This window comes from Aquimarina muelleri DSM 19832 (assembly GCF_000430665.1).
Lineage (GTDB): Bacteria > Bacteroidota > Bacteroidia > Flavobacteriales > Flavobacteriaceae > Aquimarina > Aquimarina muelleri.
In genome coordinates, this window is the sequence record NZ_AUML01000053.1 from 1 (window position 1) to 22,516 (window position 22,516).

Sequence of the window (22,516 nt, forward strand, 5' to 3'; positions counted from 1 at the left end):
CAACACTATCGGTAGCTGTTACTAACCCTGTATAATCAGGAATTGTAGTAGTACCACATATCAATTCTTGATCAGATGGACATGTAATTACAGGAGCTTCGGTATCTGCATTCTCATTTACAACAAAACTACAATCCTTACTATTACCATTTGCATCTGTTGCAATAAGTGTGATTGTCATTCCTGGAGTATAAGCACTCCCTGCAACAGGATTTTGAGTAACTACAGGGGCTGTATCACAATTATCTGTTACTGTTGCTAAAGTCGTATAATCTGGCAATGTACTACCTGATGCCAAAACCTGATCAGATGGACAAGTAATTACAGGGGGTTCAGTATCTGAAACAGAAAACCCATAAACTACATAAGCATGACCAGGGTCTAAACTAGAACTACTATCATAATACAATGTTTCTTTTTCTCCTATGATTACATCTGTGATTCCATCGCCATTAATATCTCCTAAATCAGACACAGAATAATCTCTTGGATTAATTCTATCTATAACAAAAGCTTCTGATAATGGTAATGAAAAAGGATTTAGAGTTGGACTCCAAGGAGTATTCTTTCCGTAAATAATAACAATAGAGCCTAATCGTCCTACTATTAAATCCCCAATTCCATCCTTATTAAAATCTCCCCCGGCACTAGAAATTCTATAGTTCCCTGTAAATTCAACTCCATTTGTACCATCCAGACTTGTAATATCTTCTGCTACAGAAAAGCCAGTATTTTTCCCAAAAAAGAGTCTCTTGTTTCCAAACAATATATCGTTTATCCCATCATTATTAACATCCCCAACTCCTGTTATATTTTTAGAAGAAAAAGAAGAGACATCTACATAAAATCCTGTTATTCCATTTATAGTTGCAGTTGCTATAACACTTGAAAAACCACCTGTTTTCCCGAAAAGAATATATGTTTTATTTGTATTTCCGCCATTAAACCCTACATCATCAATTCCATCTCCATTTACATCTCCTAAACCCGCAACACCATTACCAATCCCTTCTCCATCAGCGTCCCCCTTTATTATAAAACCATTGGTACCATTTAAATCATCTCCCTCTATTAATGCAGGAAACGTTGTAGATTTTCCATAAATAATATAACATTTACCAGAATTATTTGTAAATCTGGCAGCTCTTGCTCCTATTATAATATCATTAATTCCATCATTATTAATATCTCCTGCCGAATCCAAAGAAAGTGCAGACTGATCATAGGCATCTGCCCCCATAAAAACAAAACCATTAGTACCATCTATTTCAGACACGTTAAAAACAGCAGGAAAACCACTTGTTTTTCCAAAAACTACATACGTAACTCCTCGTTCTGCTCCTAATCCATCGTTACGAAATGGATCACTAAACATCAAATCATCTATTCCATCATTATTAATATCTCCAGCTGTACTAACTTGATATCCAGAAAACTGAAAAACACCTCCAGGAATATCATTTGCTATTCTAAATCCATTAGTACCATCTAATAATGCGGTATCCAGATTTGGAAGAAAATCATTTCCTTTTCCAAAAATCACAAAAACATCTCCAGGAAAATTACCTCTTTCTCTTCCGCGCGAGAGGTTCATATTATATGCTTTGCCAGGCGCTCCTACCAAAAAGTCTTCCATTCCATCTCCATTTATATCCCCTGCTCCTCTTACATCATAACCTGCTTCTCCTTTTATTTTATTTCCATCTATTTGAAATCCATTACTACCATCTAAATCATTTGTACTAATTGCAGTAGTAGTACAATCTATTGGAGTTACAGGAGGTCGAACTGTAACCAAAAAGGAACAAGTTTCTGTATTTCCATTTTTATCCGAAACCGTTACTATTACATTAGTGTCTGCTGTAAATACAGTTCCTTGTATAGGAGTTTGTGTATATGTAAAATCAAAAATTGATGTGCAATTATCGGATGCTCGTAACTTTAAAAAATAATTAGGCAGTGTAGAGTTAACAAATAATGTTTCTGAAGTTAAGCAAGTAAGTATCGGCTTATTCGTATCTACACCTTTGGTTACTATAAATGTACAACTATCACTATTAGAGCTTGTATCAGTAGCAGTCATAGTAATTGTCATACCATCCACAAAAGCAGATCCTGCTACTGGGCTCTGAGTAACGACCGGGCTCGGATCCATATTATCTGTAGTTGTTACTAGACTTCTATAATCAGGGATTATAGAAGCACATGGCAACTCTTGATTTGCAGGACATATAATTACAGGAGGAGTGGTATCTACACTTGATAATGTAGTAACATTATCAATATGATATATTTCTCCCTTGTTACCTGCTGCATCTTCTAAAAACAAATACACATCATACGTAGTAGCTTCTGCTAAAGAAGAAATTATCTCCTCAATATCTGTATTAGCAATATTCATCAAAAAGTTACCATTAGCTACTGCACCAACTCCCCCTGTAATACTGTTATGATTTACAGTAATAGAAAAGTTACCCGGAAAAATAGCATACTGTACCCTACCTGTTTCGGGGCCATTAACAACCAGATTAAATCCAGAAGTCGTTTCATTAATAACTTGTGGATATGTTGTATTTAAAGGCATTGCATAATGATCTCCTCCAAAAATAACATAAGCCTCTCCTGTTATACTGGTGCTTCCTTGCGGAGTAGTAAATGGATTTCCAATAATAAAATCAGCAATTCCATCTCCATTAATATCTCCATTACCACTTATTGGTCTTCCAATATTAGAGGTTCTAAATCCATCAATTACAAAACCGTTCATCCCGTTTAAAGTCGTTTCATTTATTGGATTAGGAAAACCGGTGGTACTACCAAAAATGATATATGCATTACTACCAGACCCTGTACCATATACAGATATAAAATCATTAATACCATCTTGATTTATGTCTCCTATAGAGGTTGATGTTAACCCTCCTGGTAAAGTAAACCCATAAGTACCATCAGAAATACTACTTAAAGGAATATGCCCAGGAAATGGGTCAGTTTGTTCTTTACCATAAATAGCTGCTTTTTCTGAGAAAAAATCATCAATACCATCTCCATTAATGTCTCCTAGAGATCCTGTAAAAGCTAAGAAATTACCCCCTGTATGATCGATAGTAAACCCTTCGGTTATAGACATTGTTTCTAAATTAATTTGTGGTTGAAATGTATTTCTTCCATAAATTAAATGTGTCCTTGGAGGGGCTCCAGAACCAGATGACCAATCTCCTATTACAATATCATTAATCCCATCCTTATTAATATCTCCTGCTCCTCCTGCTAGAAATGCAGGTATCGAAGAGTTAGAATACGATTGCGTTTGAAAACCATTAGCCCCATCTAACCACGAGGCATTGATTATTGGAGGGAAATTTGTGCTTCGCCCAAAAACAATCCATGCCCTACTAAAATTAGCTCTACTGAGTATAAAATCATTAATCCCATCTCCATTAACATCCCCAAGAGCTCCTACTTCATTTATTGTTCTACCATCTTGAATCAAAAAACCATTAATTCCGTCTGCATAACCAATATTAAATGTTGCACTAAAAGGAGTAGTTTTTCCATAAATAACCATTGTATCTCCTGAAGACACAATAATAAGGTCATCTATAGAATCACCATTAATATCCCCTACCCCTTCAACAGAATTACCCATACGGGTACTACCAGCTACTCCTTCAACTGCAAATCCATTTGTACCATTAAGAGTTGTTATATCAAAAGAAGCAGGAAATCCTGTGTTTGTTCCAAAAATGATATAAGCAGCTCCTGCAAGATTTAATCCATTTATATCTGCATTATTTACTCCTATACCTATATCTTCAAAACCATCGTTATTAATATCGCCAATAAATTTAGTTTCTGCTCCAAATTGAGATTGAGGATCAATTCCAGGAATCACAAAACCATTTATTCCATTTAATGTAGTAACATCAAAATTTGAAGGATAGAATTGTTGTGCATTAACACTACTAAGTTGTAGGTAAAAAAACGTAAGTACTATTACTATTTTAAGAGCACAAATATTTTTCTTTATGTTTTTCATATTTCAAAAAAATTAATCTACCACAAAAGTACTTCTTGACTAGTTTTAAGGCTTACCTATAAATAGGGTTAAATCAAAACCGCTACCTCCCTGTTTTCAGGGTGCTCTTTTTCACTAGAAAAGGTGTTTCTATAACTGCACATATCTCACATCTTTGCAGTGTAATTTTTTTGATAATCATACTAGCATAGCATGTTATTATAAATCAGAAAAACATAAACAAAAGAGAAAACAAATACTAACCCTTTAAATTTAGAAACTATGACGTGGGGAATCACATTAATTTTATTAAGTATTATCGCAGTACCATCTTTATTACTATCTAAAAAGCCAAATGCTAAAGAACTTTTAGAAAAAATCGAGCCATATCAAGGATGGATCGGACTTATATTTTGTATTTGGGGTATTTGGGGTGTTATAACCGCTATTTTAAATCTTGGATGGTTAACATCATACCCTATATGGTGGATTACATTATTAGCAGGAAACGTTATCGAAGCTGTATTAGGATTTATGCTAGGTTTTGGTTTAATAAACAAATTCTTTTTATCTAAAAACGAAGCTGCAAAAGAAAAAGCAAATCAAATAAGAGAAAAACTAGCTCCAAAATTAGGGAAATTAGGAGTTCTAGGGATTATTGTAGGTTGCTGGATGATAGTAGCTTCTTTCCTATTCTTTATATAATATGCTATAGAAAAGTATCTAACAAAAAACAAAATATATGATCATATTTGGAACTAGTAATTCGACTATTCATCCTAAGAAATTAGAAGACGGAAGTTGTCCATATTGTAAAACTCAAGACAATATGTGGATACAAGGATATCATAAATATGTTCATATATTTTGGATACCATTCTTTTCTATCGGAAAAAAAGTATACATGGTCTGTGGTCACTGTAAAGGTGCTTTTGAAAAAACAGAGATTCAAGACCAAAGATTGATACAGAGTTTTCAAGATGGTAAGAAAAACCAAATAAAAACTCCTTGGTATCATTTTATAGGGCTTATGTTATTAGTAATGGTTATCTTATTAATTTCTGTTACTCCATATTTAACAAACACACCTTAAGCAAAACCAAAAAACCTTTATACATGAAAAAAATTATTTTTATAATACTTGCCTGTATGTCTCTATCCTCAGCAGTTTCTCAAGAAAACACTAAAACATTAACTATAGTAGGTGAATCTAAAAAGAAAATAGAAATAGGTAGTTACAATCTTACTGTCTCATTAAAGGAAATTGTAACAGATGGGTATCAACAACATGAGCCTAAAAGTCTTTCTCAGGTTAAACAAATATATACAGATAAGCTAAAGGCTATAGGTGTTGATTTTAATAATTTTCACAAAAACTTTGCCTATCAATTTTACTCTTCTTATTCTGAAACCAATGATGTAGCCTATTTTTATTTTAATTCTACTTCTCAAGAAGAAATTAAAAAAATTATTGATATAAAAATGAATGGCTTAAACATTGTACAAGTAGAGATCATAGCCAAAGAAAAAACAAATGAACAATTAGCTGATTTAACACATATTGCTATAGAAGATGCTAAAATAAAAGCATCAAAAATAGCAACTAATCTTCATAAAAAACTGGGAGATATAATAAAGGTTGAAAATACTAGTACCAAAGAACAATACATTGATATGTATAAACCTGAACAGGATCAAAAGCACTATGTAACAGTGACCTTTACTATAGAACAATAATTTAATTAATTAATACTTAAACTTTAAAAATGAAAACAAAAATTTTAATTGTAATCGCAATCTTAGCTTTCGGAACCACTTTTAACACTAGTGCTCAAAAACTAAAAAAATTCGGTAGTTCTATCGAAAAAAAGATAGGGCCTAAAACTATAAAAGTACCATATACAGATATTGTTTCTTACCTTGGATATGCTGCATCTGGTAATGAAGATGAAGTAAAAGACGGAAAAAAGTTTTACTACATCTATCTTTGGGTACCAGCAGTAGCTCCTGAACTTGGAGTAAGAATGATGTCTCCAGTTGGTAAAACTAAAGTCAAAAATGCTACAAAATCTGCTGCTTATACAGAAAATGCTAGTTCTGAAGAGTATTTCGATACATACATTACATTAGAGCGTTCTGACATTATCAGCAAAGATAACATTAGCGAAGATGCTGTAAAGAGTGCTAATTGGGTAACTCTAGAGCGTAATGATGATAGTGGTGAAATGCCAAAACAACCAAGTGGAAGCAGTTATAACTCTTTATTAAGATACAAAAGTGAAGCTAGTAACCCTACCAAAGCTCTTACTGTTGGATTATACCGTATTGGATTTACAACATACAAAGCTGGTGAAGTAAAAGGTACTTTCTTAGCAGAAGTTGCTGCTCCAATCAAATTACCAGGAGTAGTAATGGCAAAAACAATTGAAGATCTTAAAAAAGGTTTATAAAATTTATCTCAATTTTATAACAAAACGTATAAGTATTCCTATGTATTCTTTTATTAGAATATGTAGGAATATTTTTTTGTATAAAACTCTATAAAGGTAGTTTTGATTTCATTTTTTCTACGATATTATATGCTGCAGGACAGATAGCAATATTTTTTATCGTTAAATTAGATATTTGCTGAAATTTTTTACGGTCTGTATGCGGGTACTCCCTGCAAGCTTTAGGTCTTACCTCATAAATAGAACAATAATTATCACTGCCCAAAAAAGTACATGGTGTTTGTTGTAATATCAAATCTCCTTCCTCATCTGTTTGTAAATATTGCTCTTCAAATTGTCTGGATTTTATTCTCAAAAATTTAGAAATACGATCTACATCTTTATCCGTAAATAATGGCCCTGTTGTCTTACAACAATTAGCACATTGTAAACAATCTGTATTACGAAACTCTTCCTCATGCAAATCCTGCATTATCTGATCTAGCTTTTTAGGTGGCTTTTTTTTAAGTTTAGCAAAGAACTTTTTGTTCTCGTTATGTTTATCTTTGGTCAGTTTTGGTAATTGATCTATAAATTCCTGCATATTGCAAAAATAGAATTTTTTAAAATTATCCTTAGCTATTTTAGAGATAGGATTAATTAATAATTCTTCAAGCATACCTCTGGGGAGTTTATCTCTATCTATAAAGAATTAAACAAGTGCCTTAAAAAACAAATATAATGCGTATGAATACAGACATTTTTGGAGAAGCTATTAAAGATTATTTTAACAACCAATATACCGAGGATATTGTAGTGCAGGCAGATGATTTTGACGATGACCATATCCCCATCCCCTATCTTTTTAGATCCTATCCAGAAATGCCTAAAGTAGAACAAAAAGCATTAGACACAGCATTTGGAAAGGTATTGGATGTAGGTTGTGGAGCCGGAAGCCATGGTTTATACCTTCAAAAAGAAAAAAAATTAGACGTTACAGCTATCGATATCTCTGAAGGTGCAATAGAAACATGTAAGAAACGAGGGTTAAAAAACGTTTATATTCAAGATGTTTTTAAACACAATTCAGGTACCTATGATACTATTCTTTTTTTAATGAATGGTAGTGGTATTATTGGCACTTTAGATCATATCCATAGATTTTTTAATCATATAAAAACGCTATTAACACCTGGAGGGCAAGTTTTAATGGATTCTTCAGACATATCCTATCTTTTTCAAGAAGAGGATGGTAGCTTTTGGATAGATGCTTCTGCAAGATATTATGGCGAAATGCGTTATATACTAAAATATAAAAAACAAAAATCAGAAGCTTTTGATTGGTTATACATCGATTATAATACTTTACAAAATGCCGCCAATGCTAATGGTTTTTTATCTGAGTTGTTGATAGAAGGAGAAAACAATGATTATCTAGCCCGGTTTACTTTAGCTAATTAAGCTAAAAATAGCATGGTATAATCTTTGTTACTAGAAATTTTAAAAAAAAGAAATCCTGTGCATACTATAAAACTTTTAAGCTATTTACTTATCTGTTCTTTTATCCTGGTAGGGTGTTCTGAAGATGATAATGTTACTTTAGATACTTTACAAGCAAACAACAAAAAGCCTTTAGGGACTTCTGCTAATGATTTATTAAGTGAAATCAACTTTACCAGTTTAAGCATAGAAATTGTATCTGTACAAGGTTTTGAACCCACTACAACTGCGATAGATAGATTTAAGCAATTTTTACAAGAGCGTTTATTTAAACCTGATGGAATAACTATTACGCAACGTACCATACCTTCTTCTAACAAAACACCTTTTACTATCGAAGAAATCATAGAAATAGAAAATAACAACAGAACAGTATTTAATCAAACCGATGCTGTTACCGTTTTTATATATTTTGCCGATGGTAGTAAAGAACAAGATACTGAAGAAAAAATCACATTAGGTTCTGCGTATCTTAATACCTCCATTGTTATTTATGAAAGTACTATTCGTAAATTAAGTTCTCGTCCTAATGCCCCGCTACTATCTACTATAGAAACTGCAACTTTAAATCATGAGTTTTCTCATTTATTAGGTCTAGTAGATATAGGCTCTCCTAAACAGACCAACCATGTAGATACAGATTCGCAAGGTCATTGCAATATTGCCAGTTGTTTAATGAGTGCTGCTATAGAGTTTGGAAACGGTGCCATGGGTTTAGGGGATGATATTCCTAAATTAGATGTACAATGCATAGCTGATCTAAGAGCTAACGGTGGTAAATAATAAACTATATCTACTTTCTTTACTTGTTAATTTTTCAAGTTTGGTTTTGGTAAATTTTACATCCTTATATACAAAGTAATAAATACTATCTAATACACCTTCTCTCCATTTACATAGGTTGCTTTTACTTTACTATTTGGTATCTGATCTTCTTCGATTTCCATAATATTATCTTCCAGAATTATAAAATCGGCAAACTTATCTGTAGTTATACTTCCTTTTTCATACTCTTCAAAATTACTATATGCTGCCCATAAGGTCATGCCTTTTAAAGTTTCTTCTCTGGTAAGTGCATCTTCCTTTTGAAAACCACCTTCTGGATATTGTTTTAAATCTTTACGAGCTACTGCTGCATAAAAAGTATAAAAAGGGCTTACATGCTCTACAGGATAGTCTGTTCCTAAAGCTAATTTACCTGTTTTTTCTAGCAGTTTTTTATATGCATACGCTCCTTTAATACGCTCCTTACCTAATCGCTCGTCTGCCCAATACATATCACTTGTTGCATGGGTTGGCTGTACACTCATTACTAAATTATTATTAAGGACTTCAAATTCTTCTGGAGCAACTACCTGAGCATGCTCTACACGCCACCTTCTATCCGATTTATTTTGCAACACCTCATAATAGGTTTTCATAACCACTGCATTTGCAGAGTCTCCAATAGCATGGGTATTCATTTGAAAAGGAGAATTTGCTATTTTTTTTGCAAGTGTTTTAAAATCATCGATACCAATTACCATAGCACCAAAATGATTTTCTTTATCTGTATACGGTTGCTTTAAAGTAGCTCCTCGGGATCCCAAAGCTCCATCTGCATATACTTTAAAAGAAGAAACATTAAGCTTATCTGTTTTATGTACTCCGTTCTTTAAATAATATTCTACATATTCTGGCGTATTACTTACCATAGCATACATCCTAATCTTTAATTCTTCAGCTTTTTGCAAACTATCTATTAATGCAATTACATCAGGACTTAAACCAGCATCATCTACTGTAGTTAACCCATAACTAAAATTAATTTTTTCGGCATCTTTTAATGCTTGTATTTTCTCTGACATTGGAGGATCTGGAATTATAGCTTGTATTAACTCCATAGGATTATCAATAAGTACCCCTGTTAGCTTTCCTTCTTTTTGAAGAATCTCCCCTCCTGTTGCTTTAGTTTTTATACTAATATTAGCCATATCCAATGCTTTCTGGTTTACCAACATTGCATGACCATCTACACGAGTAATTGCAACTGGTGTGTTAGGAAATAAGCTATCTAACACATCTTTTGTAGGATACTCTTTTGTCTCCCAATCATTTTGATCCCATCCACGTCCTGTAATAAAAGAAAGATTTTTTTCTTTTTGAAAAGTAATAATACGCTCTATTACCTCTATATAACTAGTAGTTCCTGTTAAATCTATTTTTTGTTGCTGTAATCCTAATCCATAAAAATGACAATGAGCATCTATAAACCCTGGTAGGATAGTTTTACCTTGTGCATCTAACGTATCGATAGCTGTATACTTTTTTAAAATCTCTACCGTACTACCAACTTCAATAAATTTACCATCTTTTATCGCAAAAGCTTCTGCTTTAGGATTAGAATCCTCAACGGTATAAACATTCCCATTTATGACCAACAGATCTGCTTCTATAGGTTTTTGACAAGAAACAAATGTTATGATAACTAGTAATATTATTGATATACTTTTCATTAGGATATATTTTTAATGCTCTAAATGTATATATATCTAACTAGGTACATCGTTAAGGTTTTCTTAATATAAGCTGTTTTAAGTTTTTATCTGGTTTTCCATAAAAATCTAATTTAAGGATCGTATACCTTAGAATTGAAAATATTATATAACCAACATGATAGTGTAATCAATAACCTCGAAGAATTAAACTCTACAATGTGGCTCAAATATTCAAAAAATCATAAACGCTTTTGCTCCTCTGTTTTATTACTTTTTTCTTTTACAAGATCTCCTCCTAAATGATAAAGCAAAGTGAATCCAACTCTTCTTGAATCAGGTTTAGTATTGTATCTGTAATCGCTAATTTCACTTAGAGAATACGCTTGATAACGATTGGTATTAAAAATGTCGCTTATAGTAAGTTGTGCAACCAGTTTCTTATTAAGAAATGACTTTTTGATACCAAAATCGATATAACCAGTAGGTTTTGTACTGTAGACGCCAAGTAATTCAGAAGAAAACCAATGGCTAGAAAGATTGATTACATATTCTTTTGGTAAAGATATTTCCTGTTGTAACATAAGTGTTGTCGCCCATTTTGACAACTCTTTTTTACCTGACAACTGTGATACGGGATACGCAGTATAGCTAATGTCTGAAAAGAAAAGTATATTCCAAAATGAGTTTATTTTAAATGGTGTTGATATTGTAAAATCATAACGATGGCGACTCCCAAAGTTATCGCTCTGACTTTTAATTGTTGCCCCATTATCATCTATTGACAGTCTTTTGCTTATGAAATTAATACTTTGGTTATACATAGCAGAGAAAATATACTTGTTTTTTAGGCTATAGGTAAGTGAATAAACCCAAGCTAATTCGGGAACTAGATTAGGATTTCCAGAAAAATAGAAATATTTGTCGCGGTACCATCGTACTGGGTTTAAATCATTATATGATGGTCGGTTTATACGTCTACTTAATGAAAAATCTACTTTATTATCTTCATTGATAATCTGTCCTACAGAAAGCGAAGGAAATAACTTGGTGTATTGCCATTTATTGACAATGCCTTGATTCTCGGTATAACCTTCAGCACGAGTTTTTTCGACGCGTACACCAGCATCAACAGTAGTTTTATTTAGTTTTTTTGAACCCGATATATAAGCTGCAGCAATACGCTCTTCGTATTTAAAATGATTGCTTAGTCCTTCTATTTCCACATAATTTCCCGACTGCAACGAATCAAAACGAAATTGATTATCATTTTCTATTTGAGCATATTTTACACCAGTTTTAATAGTGTAGTTTTTAAAAGGTAAATCGGCATCTACTTGAGTAGAAATAATTTTGACAGATCCAGGTTGGTGCGACTTAAGGACCTCTGTACTCTGCTTATTGTGGTTTGCATCATAATTATTTGTTTTCAATAATCCATCTGAATAATTACGATAGGACGTATAATTGGCATCGGTAGTTATTTTTTTACCCAAAGAATCTATATCAAAAGTGTACCGCATACTTATTGCATCGTAGTGATAAGGCTCGATAATTTTGTTTTCTGAAAGGGTATAAGACTGTAGCTCTTCTAAATCATCAACCTTATTTACTGTAGAGTAATTGAAACTTTTAAAATCATCAAGATACCCATGGTAGTTTATTCCAATATTGTGTTTGGGCAAAAATTGCCATTCGGTTCCAAGCCGCCACGTATAATATTTAATTTTATAAATATTTTCATCTTTTCGATTGATCATCAAAGTATTTCCTTGTTCGTTTATAGTATTTCCGCTCGTACTTTTGCGAGAATTATGTGGTGTATTGTAATCAAAAGAGCCATACAGATTTATTTTTTTGGTACGAAGGCTTACTGATATGTTTTCGTTAGTCATCCAATATTTTCCTTTTGAAACAGCAGCACGCAAATCTACAGCATAGCCTTTTTTTAGCTTTTTTTTAGGTATAATATTAATAATCCCTGCATTACCAGCTGCATCATATTCTGCCGTAGGTGATGTGATCAGTTCTATTTTATTAATATCTTCTGCACTCATCCCTTTTAATAAATTTGTCAACTGGCTTCCTGATAAATACGTCATTTTTCCGTCAAGCATTACATTGATACCAGATGCTCCCCTAAACAAGATATTATCGTTTTGCCCCACACTTAGGCCTGGCAATTTTTTAAGCATATCAAGAGCTGTCTGCCCTGTTGTTAGTGCTGAGTTTTTAAGATTGAAAGTTAATTTTCCTTTATCGACCTCAACAAGGTTTTCTTTTAGGGTTACTACCACTTCGTCTAATGATTGTGGATCTTCCTTCAATATTATATTAAAATTTGTTTGATCTTTTACTTCTTTTTCTTCATTTGTCATTCCCATGTAGGAAAATACCAAGACACTTCCTGTAAAGGTTTTTATAGAATACTTACCGTCCAAATCAGTAAGAGTACCTTGATTAGTTCCTTTAATATAAACATTTACGCCAGGTAAAGCTTGGTTTTCGATATCGGTAACTACTCCTCTTATGTCTAATTCTTGTGAAAAAATAAAACAAGGAAAAAATCCTAAAAAGTATAATATGGTTATTTTGATATAGGTTATCATAATTATAGCTTGAATAATTAAAATTTGTTTTCAATTTCTGCAGCTTCTAGCATTAAATAGTGAAGATCTGTGTTCTTTATAAAAGGTTTTAACAGATGGCTTCCAGGGCCATACAAAGCTAATTCAACGTAATCTGCAGAATGTTGCATACTTATCCAGCCTACAGAATTATGTTGTTGCTGGATTTTAGCTAAAACCTTAAAGGGAAGGTGTCTCGGGTTGTAAAGTCCATCTTCTGTTTGTAGAGTAGTGTAATAACTTAATAGTTGCTTACATTCCTCATCGGTAAGGGCAAAATTCTGGGCAAAGCGTACCCTTTCTTTTATTTGGGATATAGAAGTTTCTTTACTAATACCATTTAAAATCCATTCATTGGTGTGTTTATATCTCTGAATGGAATCAAAATTATTATTTGCTTCTTTTCCATAAATAATCCCTGGATTCGCATTGCCGTGATCTGTGGTTATAATAACAAGTGTTTGCCTATCTTGATGTGCAAAATCCATAGCTACTTGTATCGCTTCGTCATGAGCTACTTGGTCATAGATAAGACCTGCTATATCATTACCGTGTGCAGCCCAGTCTACTTTTCCTGCTTCTACTTGTAATACAAAACCCATAGGGTGATCTTTCATAGCTTCAATGGCTTTTTGGGTCATTTCGGCAAGCGTGGGTATTTTTTGAACTAATTCTCTATTACTATCTCTATCAATTGAGTAAGGAAGCCCTCTATCTTCAAACACTCCTAAAATAGGTTTGTTAATTGAAGCAGAAAACATATCGTTTCTTGTCTTTACAACTTCATATCCATTTGCTCTGAAAACTTTGTACATATTCTTTTTATCTTTTCTCTTATCTGGAGAAAAGTAATTGTTTCCACCCCCCATCATGACATCAAATTTTTGCTCTAAGTATTTTTCGGCTATTTCTTCTTGAGTATTTCTGGATTTGGAGTTTATACAAAAACCAGCTGGGGTAGCATGGGTAATGGGAACGGTAGTAACACAACCTGCCTTTTTACCTGCTTGTTTAAATTTTTGCCAGATAGGCATGTGCTCTTCTCCATTTTTACTTACATTCAAAGAACCGTTGTCAATACGAACACCTCCTCCCCAAGAAGAACTTGCTGCGGCTGAGTCTGTAACAATAGAACTGGCAGAAGCCATATCCATTAAGGCTCTGCTTACCTTGTTATCTTTGTACAATTGTAACCAATTAGAGCATTTAGCTGTCTTTCTTGAAAGGTAAAGATCGACCATATTCAAAGTACCAATACTCATTCCATCACTGACAATCATGATAATGTTCTTTGCTTTTTTGTTTTTATCTTCAATATCATATTGAATCGTATTTGCTATACTACTGAAAGGGTGTAGTAAAGTTGTTCCCAGAGTGAGTAGCGATCCTCTTTTAAAAAAATTCCTTCTGTTCATTCTTCTATATTTTTACAAACTATATCTCAAGCTTATTCCTGAGTAGAAATTATTTTTTGGCGCAGGATCGTAATACGCCCCAAAAGAAGAGTTGTACTGATGGCTTGCATTATATTCATCGTTTAACAGGTTATTTGCCCCAGCATATACGTCAAAATAAAGATTCTTAGACAGGTTTTTTTTAAACCCAATTTTTGCATCGAGCAATCGGTAAGAGTTATCGGTAACTGTATTGGCATTGTTAAGGTATATTTTGTCATAATAGGATAACGTACCATTAAAATAGAGACCCAGTTTGGTCAAGATATCAGTCCCCAGCACAAATGTATGAGGGTGTATTCCTGGTATGTCTTTACCATCAAAGTTTATCTCATTTACTCCCCCTTCTTCATTAACGTCTACGGTATTATAGGTTTCGAACTTGTGGTCCATATATGTATAGCTACTAAATATGCTGGCTCTTGATAGGATATTTTTGGGATTTTTTACCAATACGTATTCTGTTTTCAATTCTATTCCTTGACGGTCTACCGCCCCCGCATTTTCGCTTACGACAAGCTCTATCCCTTCTAAATTGCTCACTATTCTGGGAAGTATAACATCTTTTACATCCAATCGGTAAAGTACCATATCAAAAGACAGTTTGTTTTTAAAAGTAGTACCTCTTATACCCAGTTCCTTATTCCATCCTTTGGTCGATTCGAGATTAAAGTTTACTTGGGTACCATTATTATCGATGGCGGCTCTAGGTGGCGGGGTAAAGCCTTTACTTACATTAGCATACACAAAAAAGCTATCATTTATTTTTTTTGTAAGGGCTATACGCGGCGAAAAATCATTGACTTCTTTAGAAAATCGAGGATTTTCAAGTTCAATAAGTCGTTCCTGAAAGTCTAATCTAAAACTGTTGTAGCTTGCGCCAAGTGTAAGAGTAAAATTTTGAGGAAGCTGCATCTCTAGCTGACTAAATGCCAAGAAAGAGCGATCTGTAGTGGCTCTCGCACTAATGATTGGACTTTCAAATCCATTCCCATGTTCATTAACATCATTAACTCCCCGCGTATACTCTCCTCCAAAAACCCATTGAGCATCTTTTCCGAAAAGCCCTTTAAAATGATAAGTAGTGGCTGTTCTTACCGAAAAAGCTGTAGTAATACTCCTGTCTGCCGCTATGAAAAAGTCATTGCCGATAAGAAAATCACCTTCATATACTTGATAACTGAAAGAGGTGTTATTTTCCCATCGGTTGTTAAAACGATAGGTATGTGCAGCTCCAACCAACAAGTTTTTTCCTCTCAATCCATTATCCAATTGAGGAGAGAAATTAGGTTGTCTTGGGTTTTCGGTTACTTGCTCTGCTGTAAGATTTCCAGGTATGCCATAACTACGGTCTACATATTGTGCAATAAAAGAGAGATTCTGTTTTTCACTAGGAAAAAATCGTGCATTTAGATTGATAAATTCATTATCCGATGCAGCTTCATCGCGATATCCATCTGTATGTACCTGAGAGTATTGTAAACGAAGGTCACTCTTTTGCCCTCCTGTCGCAAAAGTAGCCCCATAGCGGTGCGTTCCATAACTTCCTCCCAGAGCATCGGTTTGAAAACTTGTTTGATTGTATGTAGGCTTCCTGTTTTCCAAAAGTACCACTCCACTTAAGCCGGCTCCATAGATACTTCCTGATGGACCACGAACAATGTTCATACTTTCAATACTACCAAAATCCAATTGTCCTAGTGGGACACTCCCACTTGCCAAGCTTATGGGTATACCATTCCAGTAGGTTTTATAATCATCGGCATGTCCTATCTCACCCAAGTTGCCTCCTCTTATTTTAAGTGTGTATCGCCCAATGGTGGTCGTTTCTAGTTTAATTCCTGGCAAAGTATTAAGTACCTGTTGGGGACTTAATGCATTATATCTTTCAATATCCTTGATTCCCAAGTTACCAATTGCTGATGGAGTTTCAATCAATCGCTTACTGGTTTCAAATGCGGTTACCACCACCTCTTGTAGATTTTCGGGTTGTTCTTTCAGCCTTATAATCAGATCCTGAGGTGCTTCATTAAATAGTAACAGCACTGGTTTGTATCCTACAAAAGATACATTTATGTTGATAGGAAAATTTATATCCATTAATGTAAATTCTCCTTCTTCATTGGTCATTGTACCAAAATCGGTATTAGCCACTTGTACCGAAGCTCCAACTAGTGGAAAATTGCCTTCTCCGTTCATTATTATACCCTCAATCGTATTTTGTGCTGCTAGGTTTTGGATTAAGAAAAGTAATATAAACCCTATCCCTAATATATTTTTTGTCATCTTGTAAATTATTTATTGAATTATAGAGTACTCTTTTTTTGTTCGTAGCTTGTATGTAATTATAACTATCACAAGTACGATACTGGTTAGCAACAGAACACCCCACAACCTATATCCATTGATAATACTTTTATCTGATTTATATTGAAATATTGGTAATTTGGAAAAATGCTCAGAAGTGAAAACTTGGTTATTATAGAGTAATGGCATAAAATAATCTCTCCATTCGTTAGAAAAATTTAATATCTGTTGCCTATAATTTTCATAATCTGCTTTAGAGGTACCTGCCCTAGTATTTAGGTCTTGCTGTACCAAAATGGCAGGCGAAAGCCATTGTAATTTATTAACCCATTTTTGCCTTTTAGCAAGGTTATTATCAAACTCAGACAAAAGTGGTTGTAATTCTTCTTTAACTATTTTCTGTGATGCCATATAACTATGCCAAAATGATTTGGAATTAGCATCATTATTTACTGCATATTCAGGGTGATCCCGCAGAAAATTATCCAATATTTGATCTTGTTTTTTTTCTGCTTCAGACTTATGCTCTCGCATTTCATTTATGAGTTGGTTTCTTGATGGCACCGGATATAAGACATCACTTACTTGGTTGATTATGGAAGGGATAAGCAATACAAAAACAATCCAAAACCCGAGTAATACAAATGCATTTTGAGTTGATTTTCCTATTTGTATATTAACCGCAAAGGTCAAACCAAACCAAAAAAGCATATAGATAACACAGGTTACAAAAAACAATACATAACCGTCAAATGATTTTATATCGTTTAATAAAAATGCTACAGTTGTAGCCAATAAAACCATAATTGATATCCAGAACATTCGTATCCCTATTTTTTGAAACACCCATTTACGTATAGAAATAGGCTGGGATGCCAATAACTTTAGAGATCCTCTTTCTCGTTCTTCAGAAAGCACATTATAAGAGAAGGCTATGACAATTAATGGTAATAAATAAACGACTACAAAGGCGAGATCAAAACTCCCGAAGAGTAGTTGAATTGGACTAGCCATTTCGGAAAGGTTAAGGGCAAAATCATCCCCCGAGACCTTTGGTAATACATAGTGGGTATAAATATCACTCTGTCCTACCGACATAAAAGCCATTTCATTGGCTGGCATAGCAGCTACTCGTGGGTTTTGATTTCCTATATTAATAGGGCTTGTTGGGGTTACCCAAGGACTTAAATTTAAATCCTCGCCTTTTTCAATAGCAAGAAGTATACTCAATGTTTCTTTGTCAGAAGTATCTACAACGGTCTGAGCACTTGTAATGTCTGCAGTTCTCTTATCTACTTTTTGTTTTCCGTTATAACTGGCAAAAACAAATAATAATAATAACAATAGCGTAAGCAATTGTATCCAACTGCTTCGCAACAATAGTTTCAACTCGTATTTAAAATTATATGTAAACATTTTAGATTTTGTTTTTTACAGTTAGTAATAAAAGGAAGCTGATTAGCAACCACCCCATAAGGATTACCAATGAGAAGAGTTGTTGTTCTAGGACTTTATTAAGGGAAGGGTGTTCATAATTAAACTTTGGTAGGTCTTTCCAAAAACTACTGTCAACCTTATACCCCCAATCGCCATAACTAGAATTTTTTGCAAAATTATCATTAAGAAACTTTTGGGTAATAATGCGGTAGTTTTCAGTGGCATCTTCAAAATCCCAATGAGAATGGTAATCGGTACGCGAAATACCCATCGATAAAAATCGAGCGGGCAAAAATGGGGATAATATAGAAAGACTTCTATACGTACTAGCCTGACCAGCAAATTGATCCCTTAATTTCTGGTAATGCTTTTGATAGACCTTAGCTTCATGTTCCTCTCCTTTTTGCATTCGAAAGGCGTCGTAATTAAAAGGTAATTGAGCTAGGCTATCTACCTTATATTTTGCTAAGGTCTGCTGTTCCAATTTTTTAGCTTCCTTACTCCACGGATTGTGTCCGTCCAAGCCCTTTTCTTTATCAACCAAAACACTTGTAGTAAATTGTTGTCTTGTAGGGTAGGGATACTTAGAGTCTGCAATATTACCCGTTGCTTTGGGAACTACAAGACAAGAAACAATCCATACACTTAGCATAACTACTAATGCTATGCTAGAGCTTTTAGATAATCTAGAAGTTAATAAAGTAATATTTATAAAGACAGCGTAATAAATCCAATAGACTAACAACAACAAGAATAGAGATCCCCATCCAAAGCCTTCTAAGCCTGATAGTAAAATGCCTGCAATTAAAAAAAGTAGTAGTGTAATTGCAATAATTGGTAAAAACAAGGATAACCATTTACCAAATAGTATGTTATTACTTTTAACGCCTTGGCTTTTTAGAAGTGAAACAGTGCCCAGTTCTCTTTCTTTGGTAAAACTATTGTACCCCATTAATATTATAAGTAAAGGGATAATGAACAGTAAAATAAAATCTGGACTTAACTCTCCAAAACGAGCCAATCCTGTTTGGTCAATAACGGGGCTAAATTGCGCTTCGTTACGTTTATGAGCTTCCATAAAAACAGATGTTCCTGCATATTTTTCTATTCCTTTGTCCAGAAATCCTAATGGATATTGCGGTTTAAAAGCATACGTACCATAATGAGCAGCGGAATGTGGGTTTTTTTCGCCTTGATCTTCCCAATTTTCTCGTTCATGCGCTTCGGAAATTTTATTCTGTTGCTTTATTTTATGGTATTGACTACTACTAATCCATACGGCCATACCTAATAGTAGGATGACAATGCCTCCTGCCAAACGTATTCGTCCGTCGCGAAAAAGCTCTTTCAATTCTTTGATTAATGTATTTTTCATTTTGCCAATTCTTTATAATTCATTGTGTCTAAATAAGCTTTCTCTAATTGAGGAAGTGAGATATCACTGGCGGTAAATTGTTGTTTGAGTTTTCCGCTTTTCATAATACCTATATGAGTTGCTATTTCTTTGGCTCTAAAGAGATCATGGGTTGCCATTAAGGTAGCTACGCCATTACCCTTAAGTTCTTGCAACAGTTCTCCAAATTCGTTACTGGCTTTGGGATCAAGTCCAGATGTTGGTTCATCTAGCAATAGTGCCTTAGCTTGCTTAGCAATAGCAATGGCAATACCTACTTTTTGACGCATCCCTTTAGAAAATGCGTTAGTACGTTTATAAAAAGCTTCTGGTTGTAGTCCAGATTGTATTAAAAGCGACTCTAGTTGGTCTTTTTTTAGTTTTTGACCTCCTATCCCTGAAAAATAATCAAGGTTTTCCATCGCGGTAAGTGTTGGATATAGCATTAAATTTTCGGGGATATAGGCTATGTCCTTTTTTGTTTCTATATTATTTTTGAAAACGGATTTTCCATTGATCAGCGCTTCTCCTGAAGTTGGGTTTATAAAGCCCAATACTAAATTTATAGTGGTGGATTTTCCAGCACCATTGGCACCAAGCAGGCAATAAATTTCTCCAGGTTTCACATTCAAAGAAAGCTGATCTAAGGCCGTAAAATCGCCATATTTTTTTGTTATTTTTTTTGTTGTTATCATTTGTGTAATTATATTTTATGATTTTAACTAATCAATCTTCTAGCTGTCCAACTAGTTTGATCTGTTGCAGAATAAGGGCATCCAATCTACTTCTATCGTTAGGGTTATACCATTTTAACTTTGAAATAGCACTAATAAAAACACTCTTCTTTATTTTTACTTCAGAATAAAAATGAACCGTAGCAATTGCTATGCTTGATACCAGATCAAGTCTAGCACAAGCTTTTCTCCTTCGTATAAACAAAAAAATAGTTTATTTTTTTGATAGTAAATTCAAAATACAACTGGTGTAAATACACCTGTTATTTATGAAATTGAAAATGTTTTTGCTAATAGTAGTAGTAATCTCTGTAGGCTATAAAATGCTAGTATTTATCACAATATCTTCTATTTGAAAAGAATTTTGCGAAAAAACAATTAGGCATAGGCTAAAACATAATACTACACTCATTGTTTTATAAGCATCATAAAAACGCTATAAGACTAGAACAGTTATCCCCGTGTTTAGGGTCATAATAAAACCTAATACTTAAATTGATAAATAGCTATGAATCTTGGCAATATCGATAGTATGCATCTACATCAATCATTGATATACAAGATAAATAAGGTGTTAAATACCGTATAAGGAACTAAATGAGCTAAGCAGTTATGTTGATCAACTTCTTACATAATTAAAATGGATGGAAAACTTATAGTGAAATAGGGGGAGGACGGGAAAAGAGCTGATTGGAAGCTATCTCATTAGAGATAATAAAACTATAGGTTTTGGTTATATCTTTCGGATAAAGATATTCGGCATTATTGATTTCGAAATCCTGTAAGTCATGTGCAATTACCAGAGTTAAATTATTTGTATTAACATGGATACAAATAGCACAATTTACTCCGTTTTTTTCTTCACTTGTATGTGAAAAAACATGAAGCCCTGCCATTTTTACTGTTAAGAAAAGGACAAGGAAGAAAAAGCTTAAGCTATTTTTTAGACTACCATTTTTCATCAAATACAAACTTACTAAAATAAACCAATTGTTATGTTAATATAATCTAAATAAAGGCTAGTGTGTTTATGATCCTCTCTCTGTAATAATTTCCAGTTTAAATAGGGAATTAGAACTACTATAAAAACATCTATAACAGTATTAAATTTTCATAATTCGGTTAAATTGAATCTGTTTAATATGGTATATAGCCATGGTTTTGATTGATAATGGTTTTTTTTTTTGATTTGGGAAAAGAGATGGGATACCTAGTAAATTTTATATCCTACCACTCTACCTGTAGTATGTGTTTTTAAAACAAAAAGTAATTGTAAAACATGGATCTAAATCCTCTTTTATCCCCCTAAACACAAACAATAGCTTGTATTTATACTTTTGATCTTGTAGGGTTGTTTTGTTTGTTATTTAGAATGAGTAAACGAAACTGGAAAACGCCCCGTGTTTTACGGGGCGTTTTCCAGTGCTACTGGATATGCTGCCGTAAAACACGGGGCGACTCCAGTGCTACTGGATATGTTGCCTTAAAATACGGCTAGATTTTCAAGTATCCTTTTTTATTTTATCAGAAAACCTTTAGTATATAAAGTATTCCTAGAGTACTATTTCTAACCTTAATACATTTTTACGCTTATTTTATAATATCAACTTGAGTTCCCTTGTATATTTGAATTTACTGTAGTAAAATATTCTTTTTATACCTCAATTTCAGAATAAATATAAACCGTAGCCCAGCTATGCTTGATACCAGATCAAGTCTAGCACAAGCTTTTCTTCTTCATTGAAACAAAAAAATATTTATTTTCTTTTCCTATAAATTCAAACAACAACTGGTATAAAAACCTATTCTCGTTATAATTTTTTAGGAATAGGTAGGGGTTTTGTAAAATCCTAAAAAAGAATCAATAGCGTCCTAAACGTAAAAAAGAGAAAGGGAAATTTGTTCCTCAAAGTTACCTTTGTGGTGCAACACAAAAAACACCTTTCTCCGATGCTAAATATAACTTTGTTTTCTCAAATAATCAGTAAACTAGATAAATCAAGATTCAAAAAACTAGTTAATTCTCACCAAAGCGACAAACATCAAAAAGGTTTTACTAGCTGGTCTCACTTGGTTTCAATGTTATTTTGTCAATTTGCTAATAGCCAATCTGTACGTGATATAAGTAATGGTCTTCGTTCTG

The 22,516-nt window shown here is 33.5% G+C and carries 18 protein-coding genes; 7 read left to right on the forward strand and 11 right to left on the reverse strand.

Features of this window, described 5'->3' with window-relative positions:
• On the reverse strand, nucleotides 1-4,039 hold a 4,039-nt coding region (locus H527_RS23260), incomplete at its 3' end, for an HYR domain-containing protein (RefSeq protein WP_027413839.1).
• A gap of 261 nt (nucleotides 4,040-4,300) precedes the next feature.
• Here H527_RS23260 and H527_RS0117215 point away from each other — a divergent pair.
• The 4 genes from H527_RS0117215 to H527_RS0117230 are packed head-to-tail and all read left to right on the forward strand — an operon-like array spanning nucleotide 4,301 to nucleotide 6,468.
• Nucleotides 4,301-4,723: a hypothetical protein gene (locus H527_RS0117215; protein WP_027413840.1), complete on the forward strand. Its 423-nt coding sequence runs from the start codon at nucleotides 4,301-4,303 to the stop codon at nucleotides 4,721-4,723.
• A gap of 37 nt (nucleotides 4,724-4,760) precedes the next feature.
• Nucleotides 4,761-5,111, forward strand: a complete 351-nt coding sequence (locus tag H527_RS0117220) for a zinc-ribbon domain-containing protein (protein ID WP_027413841.1) — start codon at nucleotides 4,761-4,763, stop codon at nucleotides 5,109-5,111.
• Between the two features lie 23 nt (nucleotides 5,112-5,134).
• Nucleotides 5,135-5,755, forward strand: coding sequence for an SIMPL domain-containing protein (locus H527_RS0117225; RefSeq protein WP_027413842.1), 621 nt, complete (start codon nucleotides 5,135-5,137; stop codon nucleotides 5,753-5,755).
• A gap of 29 nt (nucleotides 5,756-5,784) precedes the next feature.
• On the forward strand, nucleotides 5,785-6,468 hold the full coding sequence (locus H527_RS0117230; protein ID WP_027413843.1) for a Lipl32 family lipoprotein: 684 nt from the start codon (nucleotides 5,785-5,787) through the stop codon (nucleotides 6,466-6,468).
• 88 nt (nucleotides 6,469-6,556) lie between these two features.
• Here the strand turns inward: H527_RS0117230 and H527_RS0117235 are convergent, their stop codons facing one another.
• Complete coding sequence (locus H527_RS0117235; RefSeq protein WP_027413844.1) at nucleotides 6,557-7,051, reverse strand: YkgJ family cysteine cluster protein; 495 nt, start codon at nucleotides 7,049-7,051, stop codon at nucleotides 6,557-6,559.
• Nucleotides 7,052-7,194: 143 nt separating this feature from the next.
• Between H527_RS0117235 and H527_RS0117240 the strand changes: the two genes are divergently transcribed.
• A complete protein-coding gene (locus H527_RS0117240; protein ID WP_027413845.1) occupies nucleotides 7,195-7,908 on the forward strand; it encodes a class I SAM-dependent methyltransferase in 714 nt (237 codons plus the stop codon).
• Between the two features lie 57 nt (nucleotides 7,909-7,965).
• Complete coding sequence (locus H527_RS0117245; RefSeq protein ID WP_051316851.1) at nucleotides 7,966-8,730, forward strand: hypothetical protein; 765 nt, start codon at nucleotides 7,966-7,968, stop codon at nucleotides 8,728-8,730.
• 89 nt (nucleotides 8,731-8,819) lie between these two features.
• On the opposite strand, the gene H527_RS0117250 is transcribed toward H527_RS0117245, so the two are convergent.
• The 9 genes from H527_RS0117250 to H527_RS0117290 form a co-directional block, all read right to left on the reverse strand.
• Nucleotides 8,820-10,442 (reverse strand): amidohydrolase, encoded by a 1,623-nt coding sequence (locus tag H527_RS0117250; RefSeq protein WP_027413847.1) that lies wholly within the window; start codon nucleotides 10,440-10,442, stop codon nucleotides 8,820-8,822.
• Nucleotides 10,443-10,663: 221 nt separating this feature from the next.
• Complete coding sequence (locus tag H527_RS0117255; RefSeq protein WP_027413848.1) at nucleotides 10,664-13,030, reverse strand: outer membrane beta-barrel protein; 2,367 nt, start codon at nucleotides 13,028-13,030, stop codon at nucleotides 10,664-10,666.
• A gap of 17 nt (nucleotides 13,031-13,047) precedes the next feature.
• Nucleotides 13,048-14,463, reverse strand: coding sequence for an alkaline phosphatase (locus H527_RS0117260; RefSeq protein ID WP_027413849.1), 1,416 nt, complete (start codon nucleotides 14,461-14,463; stop codon nucleotides 13,048-13,050).
• 12 nt (nucleotides 14,464-14,475) lie between these two features.
• Nucleotides 14,476-16,788, reverse strand: coding sequence for a TonB-dependent receptor (locus H527_RS0117265; RefSeq protein WP_027413850.1), 2,313 nt, complete (start codon nucleotides 16,786-16,788; stop codon nucleotides 14,476-14,478).
• Nucleotides 16,789-16,800: 12 nt separating this feature from the next.
• On the reverse strand, nucleotides 16,801-18,225 hold the full coding sequence (locus tag H527_RS0117270; protein WP_027413851.1) for a DUF3526 domain-containing protein: 1,425 nt from the start codon (nucleotides 18,223-18,225) through the stop codon (nucleotides 16,801-16,803).
• A 1-nt stretch (nucleotide 18,226) separates the two neighbouring features.
• The gene (locus H527_RS0117275; protein WP_035088701.1) at nucleotides 18,227-19,621 is read right to left on the reverse strand and encodes an ABC transporter permease; all 1,395 of its coding nucleotides are present in this window, start codon (nucleotides 19,619-19,621) and stop codon (nucleotides 18,227-18,229) included.
• Entirely contained in the window at nucleotides 19,618-20,334 is a 717-nt protein-coding gene (locus H527_RS0117280; RefSeq protein ID WP_027413853.1) for an ABC transporter ATP-binding protein, read from the reverse strand. The genes H527_RS0117275 and H527_RS0117280 overlap by 4 nt, the downstream gene beginning before the upstream one ends.
• Before the next feature lie 31 nt (nucleotides 20,335-20,365).
• Nucleotides 20,366-20,578: a hypothetical protein gene (locus tag H527_RS0117285; protein WP_027413854.1), complete on the reverse strand. Its 213-nt coding sequence runs from the start codon at nucleotides 20,576-20,578 to the stop codon at nucleotides 20,366-20,368.
• Nucleotides 20,579-21,026: 448 nt separating this feature from the next.
• The gene (locus H527_RS0117290) at nucleotides 21,027-21,335 is read right to left on the reverse strand and encodes a hypothetical protein (protein ID WP_189457575.1); all 309 of its coding nucleotides are present in this window, start codon (nucleotides 21,333-21,335) and stop codon (nucleotides 21,027-21,029) included.
• 988 nt (nucleotides 21,336-22,323) lie between these two features.
• Between H527_RS0117290 and H527_RS23665 the strand changes: the two genes are divergently transcribed.
• Nucleotides 22,324-22,516, forward strand: a 193-nt coding sequence (locus H527_RS23665) for a DUF4372 domain-containing protein (protein WP_027413856.1), incomplete at its 3' end; no start/stop codon positions are given.